At 38.6% G+C, this 19,145-nt stretch carries 6 protein-coding genes and 5 rRNA genes; all 11 read left to right on the top strand.

Annotation, left to right across the window (positions count from 1 at the left end):
- Window positions 1-20: 20 nt before the first annotated feature.
- Entirely contained in the window at window positions 21-1,424 is a 1,404-nt protein-coding gene (gene nagE / locus DR024_RS16905; protein ID WP_027099092.1) for an N-acetylglucosamine-specific PTS transporter subunit IIBC, read from the top strand.
- Window positions 1,425-1,869: 445 nt separating this feature from the next.
- A 16S ribosomal RNA gene (locus tag DR024_RS16900) occupies window positions 1,870-3,384 on the top strand.
- Window positions 3,385-3,581: 197 nt separating this feature from the next.
- Window positions 3,582-6,489: ribosomal RNA gene (locus DR024_RS16895) — 23S ribosomal RNA — on the top strand.
- A 59-nt stretch (window positions 6,490-6,548) separates the two neighbouring features.
- A 5S ribosomal RNA gene (rrf, locus tag DR024_RS16890) occupies window positions 6,549-6,665 on the top strand.
- A 200-nt stretch (window positions 6,666-6,865) separates the two neighbouring features.
- Window positions 6,866-8,794: a 1,4-alpha-glucan branching protein GlgB gene (gene glgB / locus DR024_RS16885; RefSeq protein ID WP_051196028.1), complete on the top strand. Its 1,929-nt coding sequence runs from the start codon at window positions 6,866-6,868 to the stop codon at window positions 8,792-8,794.
- A complete protein-coding gene (gene glgA, locus DR024_RS16880) occupies window positions 8,763-10,196 on the top strand; it encodes a glycogen synthase GlgA (RefSeq protein ID WP_027099196.1) in 1,434 nt (477 codons plus the stop codon). The genes glgB and glgA overlap by 32 nt, the downstream gene beginning before the upstream one ends.
- Window positions 10,197-10,215: 19 nt before the next feature.
- Window positions 10,216-12,648: a glycogen/starch/alpha-glucan phosphorylase gene (locus tag DR024_RS16875; RefSeq protein WP_027099195.1), complete on the top strand. Its 2,433-nt coding sequence runs from the start codon at window positions 10,216-10,218 to the stop codon at window positions 12,646-12,648.
- Window positions 12,649-12,846: 198 nt separating this feature from the next.
- Window positions 12,847-14,007, top strand: coding sequence for a glucose-1-phosphate adenylyltransferase (locus tag DR024_RS16870; protein ID WP_027099194.1), 1,161 nt, complete (start codon window positions 12,847-12,849; stop codon window positions 14,005-14,007).
- A gap of 22 nt (window positions 14,008-14,029) precedes the next feature.
- Window positions 14,030-15,133 carry a glucose-1-phosphate adenylyltransferase subunit GlgD gene (gene glgD, locus DR024_RS16865; protein ID WP_027099193.1) on the top strand — a complete coding sequence of 368 codons (1,104 nt, stop codon included), beginning with the start codon at window positions 14,030-14,032 and terminating at the stop codon, window positions 15,131-15,133.
- 420 nt (window positions 15,134-15,553) lie between these two features.
- Window positions 15,554-17,068 (top strand): 16S ribosomal RNA (locus tag DR024_RS16860).
- Window positions 17,069-17,265: 197 nt separating this feature from the next.
- Window positions 17,266-19,145, top strand: a 23S ribosomal RNA gene (locus DR024_RS16855); the annotation flags it as partial.

Raw genomic sequence — 19,145 nt, 5'->3', positions numbered from 1 at the left:
TTAAAAAAGGAGGATTTTATATGTCAAAAGGAAATAACAAAGTCCTAGGAATGTTTCAAAAACTAGGAAAAGCAATGATGACACCAGTAGCGGTAATGCCAGCAGCGGCAATACTAAATAGACTTGGTGCAGCGGATGTTCTTGACCTTCCATGGATGGCAGGTGCAGGTGCAGCAATTTTTGATAATTTAGCAATTATTTTTGCGGTTGGTATAGCAATAGGTTTAGCAAAACAAAACAATGGTACTGCAGGTCTTGCAGCAGTTGTTGGGTATTTCACAATTACTAATGTAGCGACTTCCTTTGATAAAAGCATTAATATGGGAGTTCTAGCAGGTATTATAGTAGGTATATTAACTGGATACTTATATAATAAGTTTAATGATATTCAGCTTCCAGAATTCCTAGGATTCTTTGGTGGTAAGAGATTTGTGCCTATTATAACTTCAGTTTCTTGTTTAATACTAGGTGTTGTTGCTGGATTTGTATGGCCATCTATTCAAGGTGCCTTAGATACATTTGGTAACGAAATGGCAGCAGCAGGAGCAATAGGTGCTTTCGTATTTGGTTTATTAAATAGATTATTACTTCCATTTGGATTACACCATGTATTTAACTCAATATTCTGGTTCCAATTTGGTTCATATCCAAAGGCTGATGGTACTATAGTATATGGGGATATAGCTAGATTCTTTGCTGGAGACCCTACTGCAGGTACTTACATGAGTGGCTTCTTCTTTATAATGATGTTTGCATTACCAGCAGCATGTTTCGCTATGATATTAGCAGCTAAAAAGTCTAAGAGAAAAGCTGTAACTGGTATGTTCTTAAGTATTGCTTTAACAGCATTTTTAACAGGTATAACAGAACCAATAGAGTTTACATTTATGTTCTTAGCTCCAGTATTATATGTATTCCATGCATTAATGACTGGTATAGCGTTAGCAGTTGCAAGTATTTTAGGTATTAAATTAGGATTTGGATTCTCGGCAGGTTTAACAGATTACTTACTTGGATTTGGTATATCAACAAAACCGATTTTAGCTATAGGAGTAGGACTAATATTCGCAGCAATTTACTTTGTAGTGTTCTACTTAGTAATTAAGAAATTTAACTTAAAGACTCCAGGTAGAGAAGATGATGAAGATGTTGTTGGTGATAATGGAGAATTGGAAAAGTCATCAGGAATAGCTAAAAAGGCTGAAGGAATATTAGAAGCAATAGGTGGTTCAGCTAATATAGAAAGTATAGATGCGTGTATAACTAGAATAAGATTAACTGTTGTAAATGGTGGATTAATTGATGAAAAGAAGCTTAAGAGTTTAGGTGCTAGCGGAATTATGAAGTTAGATGAAACTAACTATCAAATAGTTGTTGGTACTTTAGCTGATCCACTAGTAACGAATATAAAACAATTAATGTAGTTTAGAAGTTCTTCCCTAACTTCATAATAAGAGACGTAGAGTTGGTTAATTCTACGTCTCTTTTGTTTATAATCGTATAAAAATCAAATTCAAATTATTACACTAATCCTGGTGTATCACCATGTGAATAATAAAGAGAATAGTAGATATGCCAAGTTATATAAAGTTTAACTTAAGAAAATAAGAAATTATATGTCGTGTGATGTCGAATATCGTGATAAGATAAATCTCGTCGCAAGGCAGGAATCAAGTAAATGTGGACAACAAGTAAATTTGAAAAAAATAAAAAAGTTGTTGACAAGATTCGAGTTGAGTGGTAAGATAAAGTAGTCGATTGAGTGCGACATACAAATTGGTCTTTGAAAATTGAACAGAATATAAAGTTAAAAACCAGCAATTCTTTTTTACGAGTAAACTTGAGAAATCAAGTAGCAAGATTAAACTTTTTATTGAGAGTTTGATCCTGGCTCAGGACGAACGCTGGCGGCGTGCCTAACACATGCAAGTCGAGCGATGAAGTTCCTTCGGGAACGGATTAGCGGCGGACGGGTGAGTAACACGTGGGCAACCTGCCTTATAGAGGGGAATAGCCTTCCGAAAGGAAGATTAATACCGCATAAGATTGTAGCTTCGCATGAAGTAGCAATTAAAGGAGCAATCCGCTATAAGATGGGCCCGCGGCGCATTAGCTAGTTGGTGAGGTAACGGCTCACCAAGGCGACGATGCGTAGCCGACCTGAGAGGGTGATCGGCCACATTGGGACTGAGACACGGCCCAGACTCCTACGGGAGGCAGCAGTGGGGAATATTGCACAATGGGGGAAACCCTGATGCAGCAACGCCGCGTGAGTGATGACGGCCTTCGGGTTGTAAAGCTCTGTCTTTGGGGACGATAATGACGGTACCCAAGGAGGAAGCCACGGCTAACTACGTGCCAGCAGCCGCGGTAATACGTAGGTGGCAAGCGTTGTCCGGATTTACTGGGCGTAAAGGGAGCGTAGGCGGATTTTTAAGTGGGATGTGAAATACCCGGGCTCAACCTGGGTGCTGCATTCCAAACTGGAAATCTAGAGTGCAGGAGGGGAAAGTGGAATTCCTAGTGTAGCGGTGAAATGCGTAGAGATTAGGAAGAACACCAGTGGCAAAGGCGACTTTCTGGACTGTAACTGACGCTGAGGCTCGAAAGCGTGGGGAGCAAACAGGATTAGATACCCTGGTAGTCCACGCCGTAAACGATGAATACTAGGTGTAGGGGTTGTCATGACCTCTGTGCCGCCGCTAACGCATTAAGTATTCCGCCTGGGGAGTACGGTCGCAAGATTAAAACTCAAAGGAATTGACGGGGGCCCGCACAAGTAGCGGAGCATGTGGTTTAATTCGAAGCAACGCGAAGAACCTTACCTAGACTTGACATCTCCTGAATTACCATGTAATGTGGGAAGTCCTTTCGGGGACAGGAAGACAGGTGGTGCATGGTTGTCGTCAGCTCGTGTCGTGAGATGTTGGGTTAAGTCCCGCAACGAGCGCAACCCTTATTGTTAGTTGCTACCATTTAGTTGAGCACTCTAGCGAGACTGCCCGGGTTAACCGGGAGGAAGGTGGGGATGACGTCAAATCATCATGCCCCTTATGTCTAGGGCTACACACGTGCTACAATGGCCGGTACAACGAGATGCAATACCGTGAGGTGGAGCAAAACTATAAAACCGGTCTCAGTTCGGATTGTAGGCTGAAACTCGCCTACATGAAGCTGGAGTTACTAGTAATCGCGAATCAGAATGTCGCGGTGAATACGTTCCCGGGCCTTGTACACACCGCCCGTCACACCATGAGAGTTGGCAATACCCAAAGTTGGTGATCTAACCCGTAAGGGAGGAAGCCACCTAAGGTAGGGTCAGCGATTGGGGTGAAGTCGTAACAAGGTAGCCGTAGGAGAACCTGCGGCTGGATCACCTCCTTTCTATGGAGAAATCTAGCAAGCAAGAAGCTTGACTAGTACAAATTAGAATCTGTTTTTTAACTTTCTGTTCAATTTTGAGCGACCAAGTTTGCTCAAATGTTCTTTGAAAATTGCACATAATTATATAGATATGTTAATACAACATAGCCAAGAAATATTCTTTGTAACTTAGTTTTAAAACTAATATCATGACAATAGGTCAAGCTACAAAGGGCGCATGGTGAATGCCTTGGCATCAGGAGCCGATGAAGGACGTGATAAGCTGCGATAAGCTTCGGGTAGGCGCACATAGCCAGAGATCCGAAGATTTCCGAATGAGGAAACTCACATGGGAAACCCCATGTATCCATAGGTGAATACATAGCTTATGGAAGGTAAACCCAGGGAACTGAAACATCTAAGTACCTGGAGGAAGAGAAAGAAAAATCGATTTTCTTAGTAGCGGCGAGCGAAAGGGAAAGAGCCCAAACCGGAAATTTATTTCCGGGGTTGCGGACAGAACATTAACGAGAAGTTATGGATAATTGAAGATGACTGGAAAGTCAAGCCATAGAGTGTAATAGCCACGTAAGTGAAATTCATAATAATCAAGTTCTGATCCAGAGTACCACGAGACACGTGAAACCTTGTGGGAAGCAGGGAGGACCACCTCCCAAGGCTAAATACTACCTGATGACCGATAGTGAAGCAGTACCGTGAGGGAAAGGTGAAAAGAACCCCGGGAGGGGAGTGAAATAGAACCTGAAACCGTGTGCCTACAACCGGTCAAAGCCCCTTATGAGGGTGATGACGTGCTTTTTGTAGAACGAGCCAACGAGTTACGGTATGTAGCAAGGTTAAGTACTTAAGGTACGGAGCCGAAGGGAAACCGAGTCTTAATAGGGCGACTAGTTGCATGCCGTAGACCCGAAACCGGGTGACCTATCCATGGCCAGGTTGAAGCGGGGGTAAAACCCCGTGGAGGACCGAACCACGTTGCTGTTGAAAAAGCATGGGATGAGCTGTGGATAGCGGAGAAATTCCAATCGAACTCGGAGATAGCTGGTTCTCCTCGAAATAGCTTTAGGGCTAGCGTCGGATATGAGTAGTGGAGGTAGAGCACTGAATGGGCTAGGGGGCATAGCGCTTACCGAACCTTATCAAACTCCGAATGCCACATACTATTAGTCCGGCAGTCAGACTGCGAAAGATAAGTTCCGTAGTCAAAAGGGAAACAGCCCAGATCGTCAGCTAAGGTCCCAAAGTGTAAGTTAAGTGGAAAAGGATGTGGGATTTCTAAGACAACTAGGATGTTGGCTTAGAAGCAGCCACTCATTAAAAGAGTGCGTAATAGCTCACTAGTCGAGAGATCCTGCGCCGAAGATGTCCGGGGCTCAAACTTACCACCGAAGCTACGGGTTCACACTTATGTGTGAGCGGTAGAGGAGCGTCGTAATCGGGCTGAAGTCGTACCGTAAGGAGCGGTGGACTGATTACGAGTGAGAATGTTGGCATTAGTAGCGAGATGTGGGTGAGAATCCCACAGGCCGAATATCTAAGGTTTCCTCAGGAAGGTTCGTCCGCTGAGGGTTAGTCGGGACCTAAGCCGAGGCCGAAAGGCGTAGGCGATGGACAATCGGTTGATATTCCGATACCACTACTGATCGTTATTATCGATGGTGTGACGGAGAAGGATAGAGTGTGCTAGCTATTGGATGCTAGTCTAAGCGTTTAGGGAGTTAGGAAAGGCAAATCCGTCCTAACAATTCTGAGGCGTGATGGGGAAGGTTCTACGGAACCGAAGTACTTGATTCCATGCTTCCAAGAAAAGCATCTAGAGAGAGATGTAGTGCCCGTACCGCAAACCGACACAGGTAGATGAGGAGAGAATCCTAAGGCCGGCGGAAGAATCACAGTTAAGGAACTAGGCAAATTGACCCCGTAACTTAGGGAGAAGGGGTGCCTGTGAGAGCAGGCCGCAGAGAATAGGCCCAAGCAACTGTTTAGCAAAAACACAGGTCTCTGCTAAAGCGAAAGCTGATGTATAGGGGCTGACGCCTGCCCGGTGCTGGAAGGTTAAGGGGAACACTTAGCGCAAGCGAAGGTGTGAACTTAAGCCCCAGTAAACGGCGGCCGTAACTATAACGGTCCTAAGGTAGCGAAATTCCTTGTCAGGTAAGTTCTGACCCGCACGAATGGCGTAATGACTTGGGCACTGTCTCAACTGTGAATCCGGCGAAGTTGTAGTGCGAGTGAAGATGCTCGCTACCCGCGATTGGACGGAAAGACCCCGTAGAGCTTTACTGTAGCTTAGCATTGAATTTCGGTATTGTCTGTACAGGATAGGTGGGAGACTGGGAAATCAGGGCGTCAGCCTTGATGGAGTCGTCCTTGGGATACCACCCTGACAGTACTGAGGTTCTAACTGGATGCCATGAATCTGGTGACAGGACATTGTTAGGTGGGCAGTTTGACTGGGGCGGTCGCCTCCTAAAAAGTAACGGAGGCGCCCAAAGGTTCCCTCAGAACGGTCGGAAATCGTTCGAAGAGTGCAAAGGCAGAAGGGAGCCTGACTGCGACACCCACAAGTGGAGCAGGGACGAAAGTCGGGCTTAGTGATCCGGTGGTACCTCGTGGGAGGGCCATCGCTCAACGGATAAAAGCTACCTCGGGGATAACAGGCTGATCTCCCCCAAGAGTCCACATCGACGGGGAGGTTTGGCACCTCGATGTCGGCTCGTCGCATCCTGGGGCTGAAGTAGGTCCCAAGGGTTGGGCTGTTCGCCCATTAAAGCGGCACGCGAGCTGGGTTCAGAACGTCGTGAGACAGTTCGGTCCCTATCCGTCGCGGGCGTAGGAAATTTGAGAGGAGCTGTCCTTAGTACGAGAGGACCGGGATGGACTGACCTCTGGTGCACCAGTTGTTCCGCCAGGAGCACAGCTGGGTAGCTAAGTCGGGAAGGGATAAACGCTGAAAGCATCTAAGCGTGAAGCCCACCTCAAGATGAGATTTCCCATAGCATAAGCTAGTAAGACCCCTTGAAGAACACGAGGTTGATAGGTCAGAGGTGTAAGTGCAGTAATGTATGTAGCTGACTGATACTAATAGGTCGAGGGCTTGACCAAGTTAAAAATATTTCAATAATTGTGTGCAATTTTCAGAGAACAACTCTGAAAAAAGAATATTTGGTGATGATGGCATAGAGGAAACACTCCTTCCCATACCGAACAGGAAAGTTAAGCTCTATAGCGCCGATGGTACTGCATGGGAGACTGTGTGGGAGAGTAGGACGTTGCCAAGTTATAAAAAGAATAGCAATAGCTATTCTTTTTTTGGTTATATAAATTTATATAAAATAGGAAAAGGGATATGGTTTATACATATCTCTTTTAATTTATAACGATTGCAAATGATAAATTGCTATTTATTTAAAGTTTATTAATAAGTTTTCTTCTTTTTGAATACTATGTAAAGAGCAGTACTAAAAAGGGAGGATTATGAATGGAGAATAATGAAATTTATATGTTTCATAAAGGAATGAATTATAAATCCTATAAATTATTGGGAGCTCATGCATGCGAATCTAATGGTATTAAGGGAATTCAATTTACAACTTGGGCACCTAATGCACAAGAAATGTGGATAGTTGGAGATTTTAATAACTTTTATGTGGATAACAACTATAAAATGAAACTAATATCCAAAGGTGGCTTATGGAGTAGATTTTTACCTAAACTAGGGGAAGGTATTAAGTATAAATATGCTATAAAGACAATGGATAATAAAATTATTTTTAAGTCTGATCCTTATGCTATATGTTCTGAAGTAAGACCCAATACAGCATCAATTACATATAGTCCTAAAGAATATATATGGTTAGATAATAATTGGATACAGGAAAAAAGTAAAAAAGATATATATAATACTGCTATTAATATATATGAAATTCATTTGGGATCTTGGAGGAGAGATAATAATAAGTTTTTAACATATGAAGAATTAAGTGAAGTATTACCAGATTACTTGACAGAAATGGGTTATAACTATGTTGAAATTATGCCTTTATGCGAACATCCTCTTGATGCATCTTGGGGGTATCAATGTACAGGATATTATTCATTAACAACTAGGTACGGAAATATTGAAGGGTTTAAAAAATTAGTTGATAAACTACATCAAAATAATATTGGAGTTATTTTAGATTGGGTACCAGGTCATTTTTGTAAAGATGCACATGGCTTATATATGTTTGATGGAAGTCCAACTTATGAATATGAGGAGTATTGGAAAGCTGATAATAAAGGTTGGGGAACTTTTAATTTTGATTTAGGGAGACCAGAGGTAAAAAGTTTTCTTATATCAAATGCTATGTATTGGATAAATGAATTTCATATAGACGGATTAAGAGTAGATGCTGTATCTAATATTATTTACTTAAGCTATGGAAGAGAATATGGTGAATGGGTTCCTAATAAGTATGGTACTGATTGTAACTTAGAGGGGATTCAATTTTTAAAAGATTTAAATACAGCAATAAAAGAAAACAATGAAAAAACTATTATGATAGCTGAGGAATCAACGGCATGGCCTAAAGTATCAAGAAAGGTTATTGATGGTGGGTTAGGATTTGACTTTAAGTGGAATATGGGATGGATGAATGATGTACTTGAATACACTAGTAAAGACCCTATATATAGAAAGTATCATCATAATAAATTGACTTTTTCATTAATGTATAACTATTCAGAGAGGTTTATATTGCCCTTTTCACATGATGAAGTTGTACATGGGAAGAAGTCTTTAGTTGATAAAATGCCAGGAGATTACTGGAGCAAGTTTGCTGGGTATAGATTATTAATTAGTTATATGCTTGGACATCCGGGAAAGAAATTAAATTTTATGGGAAGTGAATTTGCTCAATTTATAGAATGGAGAGAATATGAGCAATTAGAGTGGAAGCTTATTGATATGTTTCCAATGCATAAAAAGACTCAGAGGTTTATTAAAGATATTAATAAATTTTATTTAAATAATAAAGCATTATGGGAATTAGACTATGATGTAGATGGCTTTAAATGGATAGATGCAGATAATAAAGATCAAAGTATAGTTTCATTTATAAGAAGAGGAAAAAGTAAAGAAGATACTTTAATATTTATATGCAATTTTACTTCAGTTGTAAGGTATGACTTTAGAATTGGAGTTCCATTACAATCAGACTATATAGAAGTATTTAATAGTGATGATGAAAAATATGGAGGGTCTGGACAAGTTATGTCAGAAGTAAATTTAGTTCCAGAAGAAATAGAATTTCATAATCAGCCATATAGCATACAGATTAAGGTTCCACCTATGGCAACATTAATTTTAGGTATAGAAAAAGGGGGAGAAAATAATTATGAAAGTATTACTTGTAGCATCAGAGGCTAATCCATTTATTAAAACTGGAGGTTTGGGAGATGTTGTTGGGGCTCTTCCAAAAGCTTTAAGTAAAAAAGGGTTAGATGTAAGAGTCGTAATACCAAAATATAAAGGAATAAGAGAAGATTTAAAAAATAAATTTAGCTTTGTTAAATGGTTTATGGTGAAGGTTGGATGGAGAAATCAATACTGTGGTATTTTTGAATGTACTCATAATGGAGTGAAGTATTACTTTATTGACAATGAGTACTACTTTGGAAGAGATGAAGTATATGGGTGCTATGATGATGGAGAAAGATTTGCATATTATGATAGAGCTGTCCTAGAGTTCATTAATGAAATAGCATGGATACCCGATATCATACATTGTAATGATTGGCAAACAGGAATGATTCCAGTTTTACTAAAGTTGGAGTATTCAAAAGATGAACTTTATAAAAATATAAAAACTATATATTCCATTCATAATATTTTATTTCAAGGAATTTTTCCAAAAGAAGTATTACCAGATTTATTTGGGTATGATATGGAACCATATAATAATGGGAGTTTAGAATTTTATGAATGTATTAGTTTTATGAAAGGTGGAATTAATTATTCAGATAAGGTAACTACGGTAAGTAATAGTTATGCAGAAGAGATAAAAACTCCAGAGTATGGAGAGAAGTTGGATGGATTATTAAGAGAACATAATTATAATCTTAAAGGAATATTAAATGGCATAGATTATGAAGAATATAACCCTTATAAAGATTTTAATATTTATAAGCTTTTTCAAGAGGATGTATTAAGTGATAAGCAAGAGAACAAGATTAGGTTACAAGAAGAGCTTGGATTACCAATAAATAAAGAAATACCTATGATAGGCATTGTTTCTAGACTAACTAATCAAAAGGGAATGGATTTGATAATTAGTATTGCAGATAGGCTATTAAAGAATAATATTCAATTAGTTATAGTAGGAACTGGTGATTGGTACTATGAAGATAAATTTAAAAACCTACAATATAGATATAAATATAAGGTATCAGCAAATATTAAATTTGATAATATATTAGCCCACAAAGTATATGCAAGTAGTGACCTCTTTTTGATGCCTTCTTTATTTGAGCCTTGTGGATTAGGGCAATTAATAGCACTTAGATATGGAAGTATTCCTATAGTAAGAGAGACTGGTGGGTTAAAGGACACAATTTTCCCTTATAATCAATACAATGAATTAGGAAATGGATTTAGTTTTACAAATTATAATGCAGAGGAATTGTTGATGATAGTAGAGTATGCATTAAGCTTCTATAAAAAAAAGGAAGAATGGAGCAGAATTGTAAGACAAGCACTTAATTCAAATAATAGCTGGGATAAATCTGCTAATGAATACCAACAGCTATATGTGGAGACAACAAGAACCTGATTATAGGAGGGATTAAAAGTTGGCATTAGATAAAAATACATTTAAGAAAGCTTATGAGAATAAGTATAAGGATATTCATGGAGACGAGATAGAAAATGGTAATAACCTGCAAAGGTATGAAGCCCTAGGGAGTTTAATAAGAGATTATGTAAGTTGGTTATGGTTAGATACTAATAAAAGATACAATAAAACTGGAGAAAAGCAAATTTATTATTTCTCTATGGAATTTCTTTTAGGAAGATTGCTTGGAGATACCTTAATGAATTTAGGTTTGATTGACATATGTAAAGAAGCTTTAGCAGAGTTAAATATAGATTTGAGGGACTTAGAAGAATTAGAAGAAGACCAAGGGCTAGGAAATGGTGGGTTAGGAAGATTAGCAGCATGTTTTCTAGATTCTATGGCATCTTTAGGTATTGCTGGACATGGCTGTGGAATAAGATATAAGTATGGATTTTTCGAGCAAAAAATAATAGACGGAAAACAAGTTGAACTATCAGATAATTGGTTACGTCAAGGTAACGTGTGGGAAAGAAGAAAAATTGAAAAAAGTGAAGTAGTAAAGTTTGGTGGAGAAGTTAAGGTAGAAAATATAGATGGCAGAATAGTATTTACTCAAATTAACTATGAACCTGTTTTAGCTGTTCCATATGATACTCCAATTGTAGGATATGAAAATAATGTTGCTAATACATTAAGGCTTTGGAGTGCGGAAACTGTATCTAATGAATTTGATTATTCATCATTTAGTAGTGGAGAATATCTCAAAGCAATAGAATATAAAAACTCAGTAGAATCAATATCACAAGTACTATATCCAGAGGATTCATTTTATGAAGGAAAAATACTTCGATTAAAACAACAATACTTTTTTGTATCTGCTGGTATCCAAAGTATTATAAGACATTATAAAGCGCATGGTGGAAATATAAAATTCTTAGATGAAAAAATATCAATTCATATAAATGATACTCATCCAACACTAGCTATTCCAGAATTGATGAGAATATTATTAGATGAAGAGGGATTAGGCTGGGAAGAGGCATGGAGAATTACTACTAATATAGTATCATATACTAATCATACAATATTAGCTGAAGCTCTAGAAAAGTGGCCTATAGATATGTTTAAAGGATTATTACCTCGTATATATATGATAGTTGAAGAGATAAATGAAAGGTTCTGTTCAGACCTTTGGAATAAATATATTGGACAGTGGGAAAAGATATCAGATATGGCCATAATAGCAGATGGTCAAGTTAGAATGGCTAATTTAGCAGTTGTAGGTAGTCATAGTGTGAATGGGGTAGCAAAACTTCATACTGAGATTTTAAAGAAAGAAGAAATGAAAAATCTGTATTACTTCTATCCTAATAAGTTTAATAATAAGACTAATGGAATTACTCATAGAAGATGGTTGTTAAGGAGTAATCCAGGGCTTACAAATCTTCTTTGTAATACTATAGGAGATAGTTTTATAAAACATCCTACAGACTTAATAAATTTTGAAAAGTTTACTTATGATAAAGGTGTACAAGAAGAATTGGAAAGGATAAAGAAAAAAAATAAAGAGAGATTAGCTGAAAAGATTTATAAAAAGAATGGTATTATAGTTGATACATCTTCTATATTTGATGTGCAAGTTAAGAGAATTCATGGATATAAGAGGCAGACTCTTAACTGCTTAAGAATAATGGATTTATATAATAAGCTTACTAATAATCCTAATTTAGATATTCATCCACGAACCTTTATATTTGCAGGAAAAGCAGCACCAGGATATTATCTTGCAAAGAATATAATAGAGCTTATTAATGCTATAGCAGATAAGGTAAATAATGATCCATTAGTAAATAAAAAGATAAAGGTAGTATTTCTAGAAAATTATAATGTTTCATTAGCAGAGGAGATTATACCTGCCGCAGATTTAAGTGAACAAATATCCACCACAACTAAAGAAGCTTCAGGAACATCAAATATGAAATTTATGATGAATGGAGCTATAACAATAGCTACTTTAGATGGTGCTAATATAGAAATTAGTGATGAGGTTGGAAATAATAATATATTTATATTTGGGCTTACAGCAAGACAAGTACTAAGCTATATAGAAAATGGAGGATATTCATCACAAGATATATACAATAAAAACGAAAGTATAAAGAATGTTATAGATGATTTGATTAATGGTAAATACTCTAAGGATAGAGAAAAGTTTAGAAGTATATATGATCATTTAACAATTTTTAATGATGAGTTTTATGTTTTAAAAGATTTTGATTCATATGTTGAAACTAACAAAAAGGTAGATAGTATTTTTAAAGATATGTATAAGTGGCAAGAGATTTGTGGCATTAATATTGCTCATTCAGGTGTTTTTTCTTCTGATAGGACAATACAACAATATGCTACAGGTATATGGGGCCCTGAACTTATATATAAGAATTTATAGTTAATATATTATGTAGAATAAAAGCAAATAAAAAAGGTTTAAAAGGATAAAAATAATTTTAAAGTGTGATAAATACAAGGTTTATAAAGAGAAACCTTGTATTTTTTTGTGAAATAAATGTAAATAATATGTATATTAGTATGATTGAATTCATATTGTTATAGTGAAGAATAAGAAGATTAGAAGGGAGAGAAATGATTGGGTAAGAGTGAGATAGTAGCAATGATTTTAGCAGGGGGGCAGGGATCTAGATTAGGAGTATTAACGAAGAAGCTTGCTAAACCAGCAGTACCATTTGGTGGCAAATATAGAATAATAGACTTTCCATTGAGTAACTGCTCTAATTCAGGAATATACACTGTTGGAGTTTTAACACAATATAAACCATTAGAATTAAACGCTCATATTGGAATAGGAAGCCCATGGGATTTAGATAGAAGAGATGCCGGTGTGAGAATATTACCCCCATATCAAGAAGAAAAAGGTGGCAATTGGTATAAAGGTACAGCTAATGCAATATATCAGAACACAGAATTTATTGATAGTTATAATCCAGAGTATGTATTAATTTTATCTGGTGATCACATATATAAAATGAATTATGATGAAATGCTAGAAAAACATAAAAGTAGTAATGCGGATGCAACAATTGCAGTAATTAATGTATCAATTGATGAAGCAAGTAGATTTGGAATTATGAATACAAGAGAAGATCATTCTATTTATGAGTTTGAGGAGAAGCCCAAGGTGCCTAAAAGTACTTTAGCATCTATGGGAATATATATATTTAATTGGAAGACATTAAAAAAATATTTAAGGGAAGATGAGTTGGATAGATTTTCAAGTAATGATTTTGGTAAGAATATTATTCCCAAAATGATAAAAGATAATCTTAAAATGATGGCATATCCATTTGAAGGGTATTGGAAAGATGTTGGAACAATCCAAAGCTTATGGGAAGCTAATATGGACTTATTAGATGAGGATAATAAATTAAATCTTTATGATAAAGAGTGGAAAATATATTCATCTAATCAAGTAAGTATAGCTCAATATATAGGAGAAGAAGCACTAATAAAAAATTCACTTATAGTAGAAGGGTGCACTGTATATGGAAATGTAGAGGATTCTGTTTTATTTCAAGGTGTTAAGATAGGAAAAAAGGCAATTATAAAGGATTCAGTAATAATGCCTAATGCATCCATAGGAGATAATGTAATTATTGAAAAAGCTATTATTGGCAGTGATGCAATAATAAGAAAAGGTTGCAGAATAGGCGATGGAAATGAAATAGCTGTAATAGCATCTAGTGAAGAGGTTAAATCAGGAAGTTTAGTAGAAGCCTGCAGTACAATATAAAACTATGAAAGGAGGGAAATTAATGAACAATTGTGTTGGGATAATAAACTTAGATGAGAATGAAAAAAGGATGGACGAGCTAGTTCGAAATAGACCGTTAGCTTCAGTTCCTATTGCAGCTAAATATAGGATAATTGATTTTGTACTTTCAAACATGACTAATTCTGGGATTGAGTGTATAGGAATATTTACAAAAAATAAATCTAGATCACTAATGGATCACTTAACTAATGGGAGACCATGGGACCTTCATAGAAAGAAGGATGGACTAAAGGTATTTAACTTTGGTGATGAGGAGCCATTTGTTAATGATGTTGATAATTTTTATGATAATATAGAGTTTATAAAAAATAGTAGAAAAGATTATGTTTTATTAGCGTCATCATATATGATATGTAATATTGACTATAGGGACGTACTTATGCATCATATAAAAAATAAAAATGATATAACTGTTATATATAAAGATATAAATAATGCAAATAAATCTTTTCTTGGGTGTGATGTGGTAAATGTAGAGGAAGGTAAAGTTAAGTCTATAGGTAAGAATGTGGGAGAGGATAATTTAGCATCTATAAGTATGGAGATGTATATAATGCCTACTTATCTATTTATAGATATAGTAAATGAATGTGTTAAAAGAGGAAGTTATAAAAAAATAAAATTATTTATACATGATAATTTAGATAGATTAAATGTAGGTTCCTATAAATTTAATGGTTATCTTTCTTGCATTAACTCTTTAACTAGTTACTACTATACAAATATGGATTTACTTAAAAGAAAAGTAAGTAGGGAGTTATTCTATAATGGTGGTACAATATATACAAAAGCAAAAGATGAAGCTCCAACTAGATACACAAGGGACAGTAAAGTGATAAATTCTATAATTGCAAATGGATGTTATATAGAAGGGGAAGTAAGAAACAGTATAATATCTAGATGTGTTTATGTAGGAAAAGATGTAACAATAGATGGGTGTGTAATATTACAGGATGTTGTTATTGGAGAAAAAGCTAAGCTTGAGAGGATAATAGTAGATAAAGGCACACAGATATTAGAAGATAAAAATTATGTTGGATCTAAATCTTGGCCAGTAGTTATGAAAAAAAGACAATATATATAGCAATGAAAGAGCATGATAATATTAATTATCATGCTCTTTATTGTTTAATAATAGATAAAAATGAAGAGATAATAAGTGTTTATTAAACAAACTGAACCTGGTGTATCAATATTTAATAATTATAGAATTATTAAGAAAAATAGAAAAAGATATGAATAATTTAATTAAATAACTAATATTATATTAATGATGTTTTATTTATATGATAAGATATGATTCGTCGCTTGGTTGTGACGCCAACAAGTAAGAAAATAAATCAAAAAAACTTGTTGACAATAACAAAGTTAAGTGATAAAATAAAAAAGTCGCTTGAGTGCGACACACAAATTGGTCTTTGAAAATTGAACAGAATATAAAGTTAAAAACCAGCAATTCTTTTTTACGAGTAAACTTGAGAAATCAAGTAGCAAGATTAAACTTTTTATTGAGAGTTTGATCCTGGCTCAGGACGAACGCTGGCGGCGTGCCTAACACATGCAAGTCGAGCGATGAAGTTCCTTCGGGAACGGATTAGCGGCGGACGGGTGAGTAACACGTGGGCAACCTGCCTTATAGAGGGGAATAGCCTTCCGAAAGGAAGATTAATACCGCATAAGATTGTAGCTTCGCATGAAGTAGCAATTAAAGGAGCAATCCGCTATAAGATGGGCCCGCGGCGCATTAGCTAGTTGGTGAGGTAACGGCTCACCAAGGCGACGATGCGTAGCCGACCTGAGAGGGTGATCGGCCACATTGGGACTGAGACACGGCCCAGACTCCTACGGGAGGCAGCAGTGGGGAATATTGCACAATGGGGGAAACCCTGATGCAGCAACGCCGCGTGAGTGATGACGGCCTTCGGGTTGTAAAGCTCTGTCTTTGGGGACGATAATGACGGTACCCAAGGAGGAAGCCACGGCTAACTACGTGCCAGCAGCCGCGGTAATACGTAGGTGGCAAGCGTTGTCCGGATTTACTGGGCGTAAAGGGAGCGTAGGCGGATTTTTAAGTGGGATGTGAAATACCCGGGCTCAACCTGGGTGCTGCATTCCAAACTGGAAATCTAGAGTGCAGGAGGGGAAAGTGGAATTCCTAGTGTAGCGGTGAAATGCGTAGAGATTAGGAAGAACACCAGTGGCGAAGGCGACTTTCTGGACTGTAACTGACGCTGAGGCTCGAAAGCGTGGGGAGCAAACAGGATTAGATACCCTGGTAGTCCACGCCGTAAACGATGAATACTAGGTGTAGGGGTTGTCATGACCTCTGTGCCGCCGCTAACGCATTAAGTATTCCGCCTGGGGAGTACGGTCGCAAGATTAAAACTCAAAGGAATTGACGGGGGCCCGCACAAGTAGCGGAGCATGTGGTTTAATTCGAAGCAACGCGAAGAACCTTACCTAGACTTGACATCTCCTGAATTACCATGTAATGTGGGAAGTCCTTTCGGGGACAGGAAGACAGGTGGTGCATGGTTGTCGTCAGCTCGTGTCGTGAGATGTTGGGTTAAGTCCCGCAACGAGCGCAACCCTTATTGTTAGTTGCTACCATTTAGTTGAGCACTCTAGCGAGACTGCCCGGGTTAACCGGGAGGAAGGTGGGGATGACGTCAAATCATCATGCCCCTTATGTCTAGGGCTACACACGTGCTACAATGGCCGGTACAACGAGATGCAATACCGTGAGGTGGAGCAAAACTATAAAACCGGTCTCAGTTCGGATTGTAGGCTGAAACTCGCCTACATGAAGCTGGAGTTACTAGTAATCGCGAATCAGAATGTCGCGGTGAATACGTTCCCGGGCCTTGTACACACCGCCCGTCACACCATGAGAGTTGGCAATACCCAAAGTTGGTGATCTAACCCGTAAGGGAGGAAGCCACCTAAGGTAGGGTCAGCGATTGGGGTGAAGTCGTAACAAGGTAGCCGTAGGAGAACCTGCGGCTGGATCACCTCCTTTCTATGGAGAAATCTAGCAAGCAAGAAGCTTGACTAGTACAAATTAGAATCTGTTTTTTAACTTTCTGTTCAATTTTGAGCGACCAAGTTTGCTCAAATGTTCTTTGAAAATTGCACATAATTATATAGATATGTTAATACAACATAGCCAAGAAATATTCTTTGTAACTTAGTTTTAAAACTAATATCATGACAATAGGTCAAGCTACAAAGGGCGCATGGTGAATGCCTTGGCATCAGGAGCCGATGAAGGACGTGATAAGCTGCGATAAGCTTCGGGTAGGCGCACATAGCCAGAGATCCGAAGATTTCCGAATGAGGAAACTCACATGGGAAACCCCATGTATCCATAGGTGAATACATAGCTTATGGAAGGTAAACCCAGGGAACTGAAACATCTAAGTACCTGGAGGAAGAGAAAGAAAAATCGATTTTCTTAGTAGCGGCGAGCGAAAGGGAAAGAGCCCAAACCGGAAATTTATTTCCGGGGTTGCGGACAGAACATTAACGAGAAGTTATGGATAATTGAAGATGACTGGAAAGTCAAGCCATAGAGTGTAATAGCCACGTAAGTGAAATTCATAATAATCAAGTTCTGATCCAGAGTACCACGAGACACGTGAAACCTTGTGGGAAGCAGGGAGGACCACCTCCCAAGGCTAAATACTACCTGATGACCGATAGTGAAGCAGTACCGTGAGGGAAAGGTGAAAAGAACCCCGGGAGGGGAGTGAAATAGAACCTGAAACCGTGTGCCTACAACCGGTCAAAGCCCCTTATGAGGGTGATGACGTGCTTTTTGTAGAACGAGCCAACGAGTTACGGTATGTAGCAAGGTTAAGTACTTAAGGTACGGAGCCGAAGGGAAACCGAGTCTTAATAGGGCGACTAGTTGCATGCCGTAGACCCGAAACCGGGTGACCTATCCATGGCCAGGTTGAAGCGGGGGTAAAACCCCGTGGAGGACCGAACCACGTTGCTGTTGAAAAAGCATGGGATGAGCTGTGGATAGCGGAGAAATTCCAATCGAACTCGGAGATAGCTGGTTCTCCTCGAAATAGCTTTAGGGCTAGCGTCGGATATGAGTAGTGGAGGTAGAGCACTGAATGGGCTAGGGGGCATAGCGCTTACCGAACCTTATCAAACTCCGAATGCCACATACTATTAGTCCGGCAGTCAGACTGCGAAAGATAAGTTCCGTAGTCAAAAGGGAAACAGCCCAGATCGTCAGCTAAGGTCCCAAAGTGTAAGTTAAGTGGAAAAGGATGTGGGATTTCTAAGACAACTAGGATGTTGGCTTAGAAGCAGCCACTCATTAAAAGAGTGCGTAATAGCTCACTAGTCGAGAGATCCTGCGCCGAAGATGTCCGGGGCTCAAACTTACCACCGAAGCTACGGGTTCACACTTATGTGTGAGCGGTAGAGGAGCGTCGTAATCGGGCTGAAGTCGTACCGTAAGGAGCGGTGGACTGATTACGAGTGAGAATGTTGGCATTAGTAGCGAGATGTGGGGGTGAGAATCCCACAGGCCGAATATCTAAGGTTTCCTCAGGAAGGTTCGTCCGCTGAGGGTTAGTCGGGACCTAAGCCGAGGCCGAAAGGCGTAGGCGATGGACAATCGGTTGATATTCCGATACCACTACTGATCGTTATTATCGATGGTGTGACGGAGAAGGATAGAGTGTGCTAGCTATTGGATGCTAGTCTAAGCGTTTAGGGAGTTAGGAAGGCAAATCCATCTAACAATTCTGAGGCGTGATGGGGAAGGTTCTACGGAACCGAAGTACTTGATTCCATGCTTCCAAGAAAAGCATCTAGAGAGAGATGTAGTGCCCGTACCGCAAACCGACACAGGTAGATGAGGAGAGAATCCTAAGGCCGCGGAAGAATCACAGTTAAGGAACTAGGCAAATTGACCCCGTAACTTAGGGAGAAGGGGTGCCTGTGAGAGCAGGCCGCAGAGAATAGGCCCAAGCAACTGTTTAGCAAAAACACAGGTCTCTGCTAAAGCGAAAGCTGATGTATAGGGGCTGACGCTGCCCGGTGCTGGAAGGTTAAGGGAACACTTAGCGCAAGCG

It is taken from the genome of Clostridium paraputrificum (assembly GCF_900447045.1).
In the GTDB taxonomy this organism is placed as follows: Bacteria; Bacillota; Clostridia; order Clostridiales; family Clostridiaceae; genus Clostridium; species Clostridium paraputrificum.
This window is presented reverse-complemented; position numbering and strand designations above follow the sequence as displayed.

Excerpts from the sequence above, each read along its gene's own strand:
- glgD (WP_027099193.1), top strand. The coding sequence starts at position 14,030 with ATGAACAATTGTGTTGGGATAATAAACTTAGATGAGAATGAAAAAAGG.
- glgB (WP_051196028.1), top strand. The coding sequence starts at position 6,866 with ATGGAGAATAATGAAATTTATATGTTTCATAAAGGAATGAATTATAAA.
- glgA (WP_027099196.1), top strand. The coding sequence starts at position 8,763 with ATGAAAGTATTACTTGTAGCATCAGAGGCTAATCCATTTATTAAAACT.
- nagE (WP_027099092.1), top strand. The coding sequence starts at position 21 with ATGTCAAAAGGAAATAACAAAGTCCTAGGAATGTTTCAAAAACTAGGA.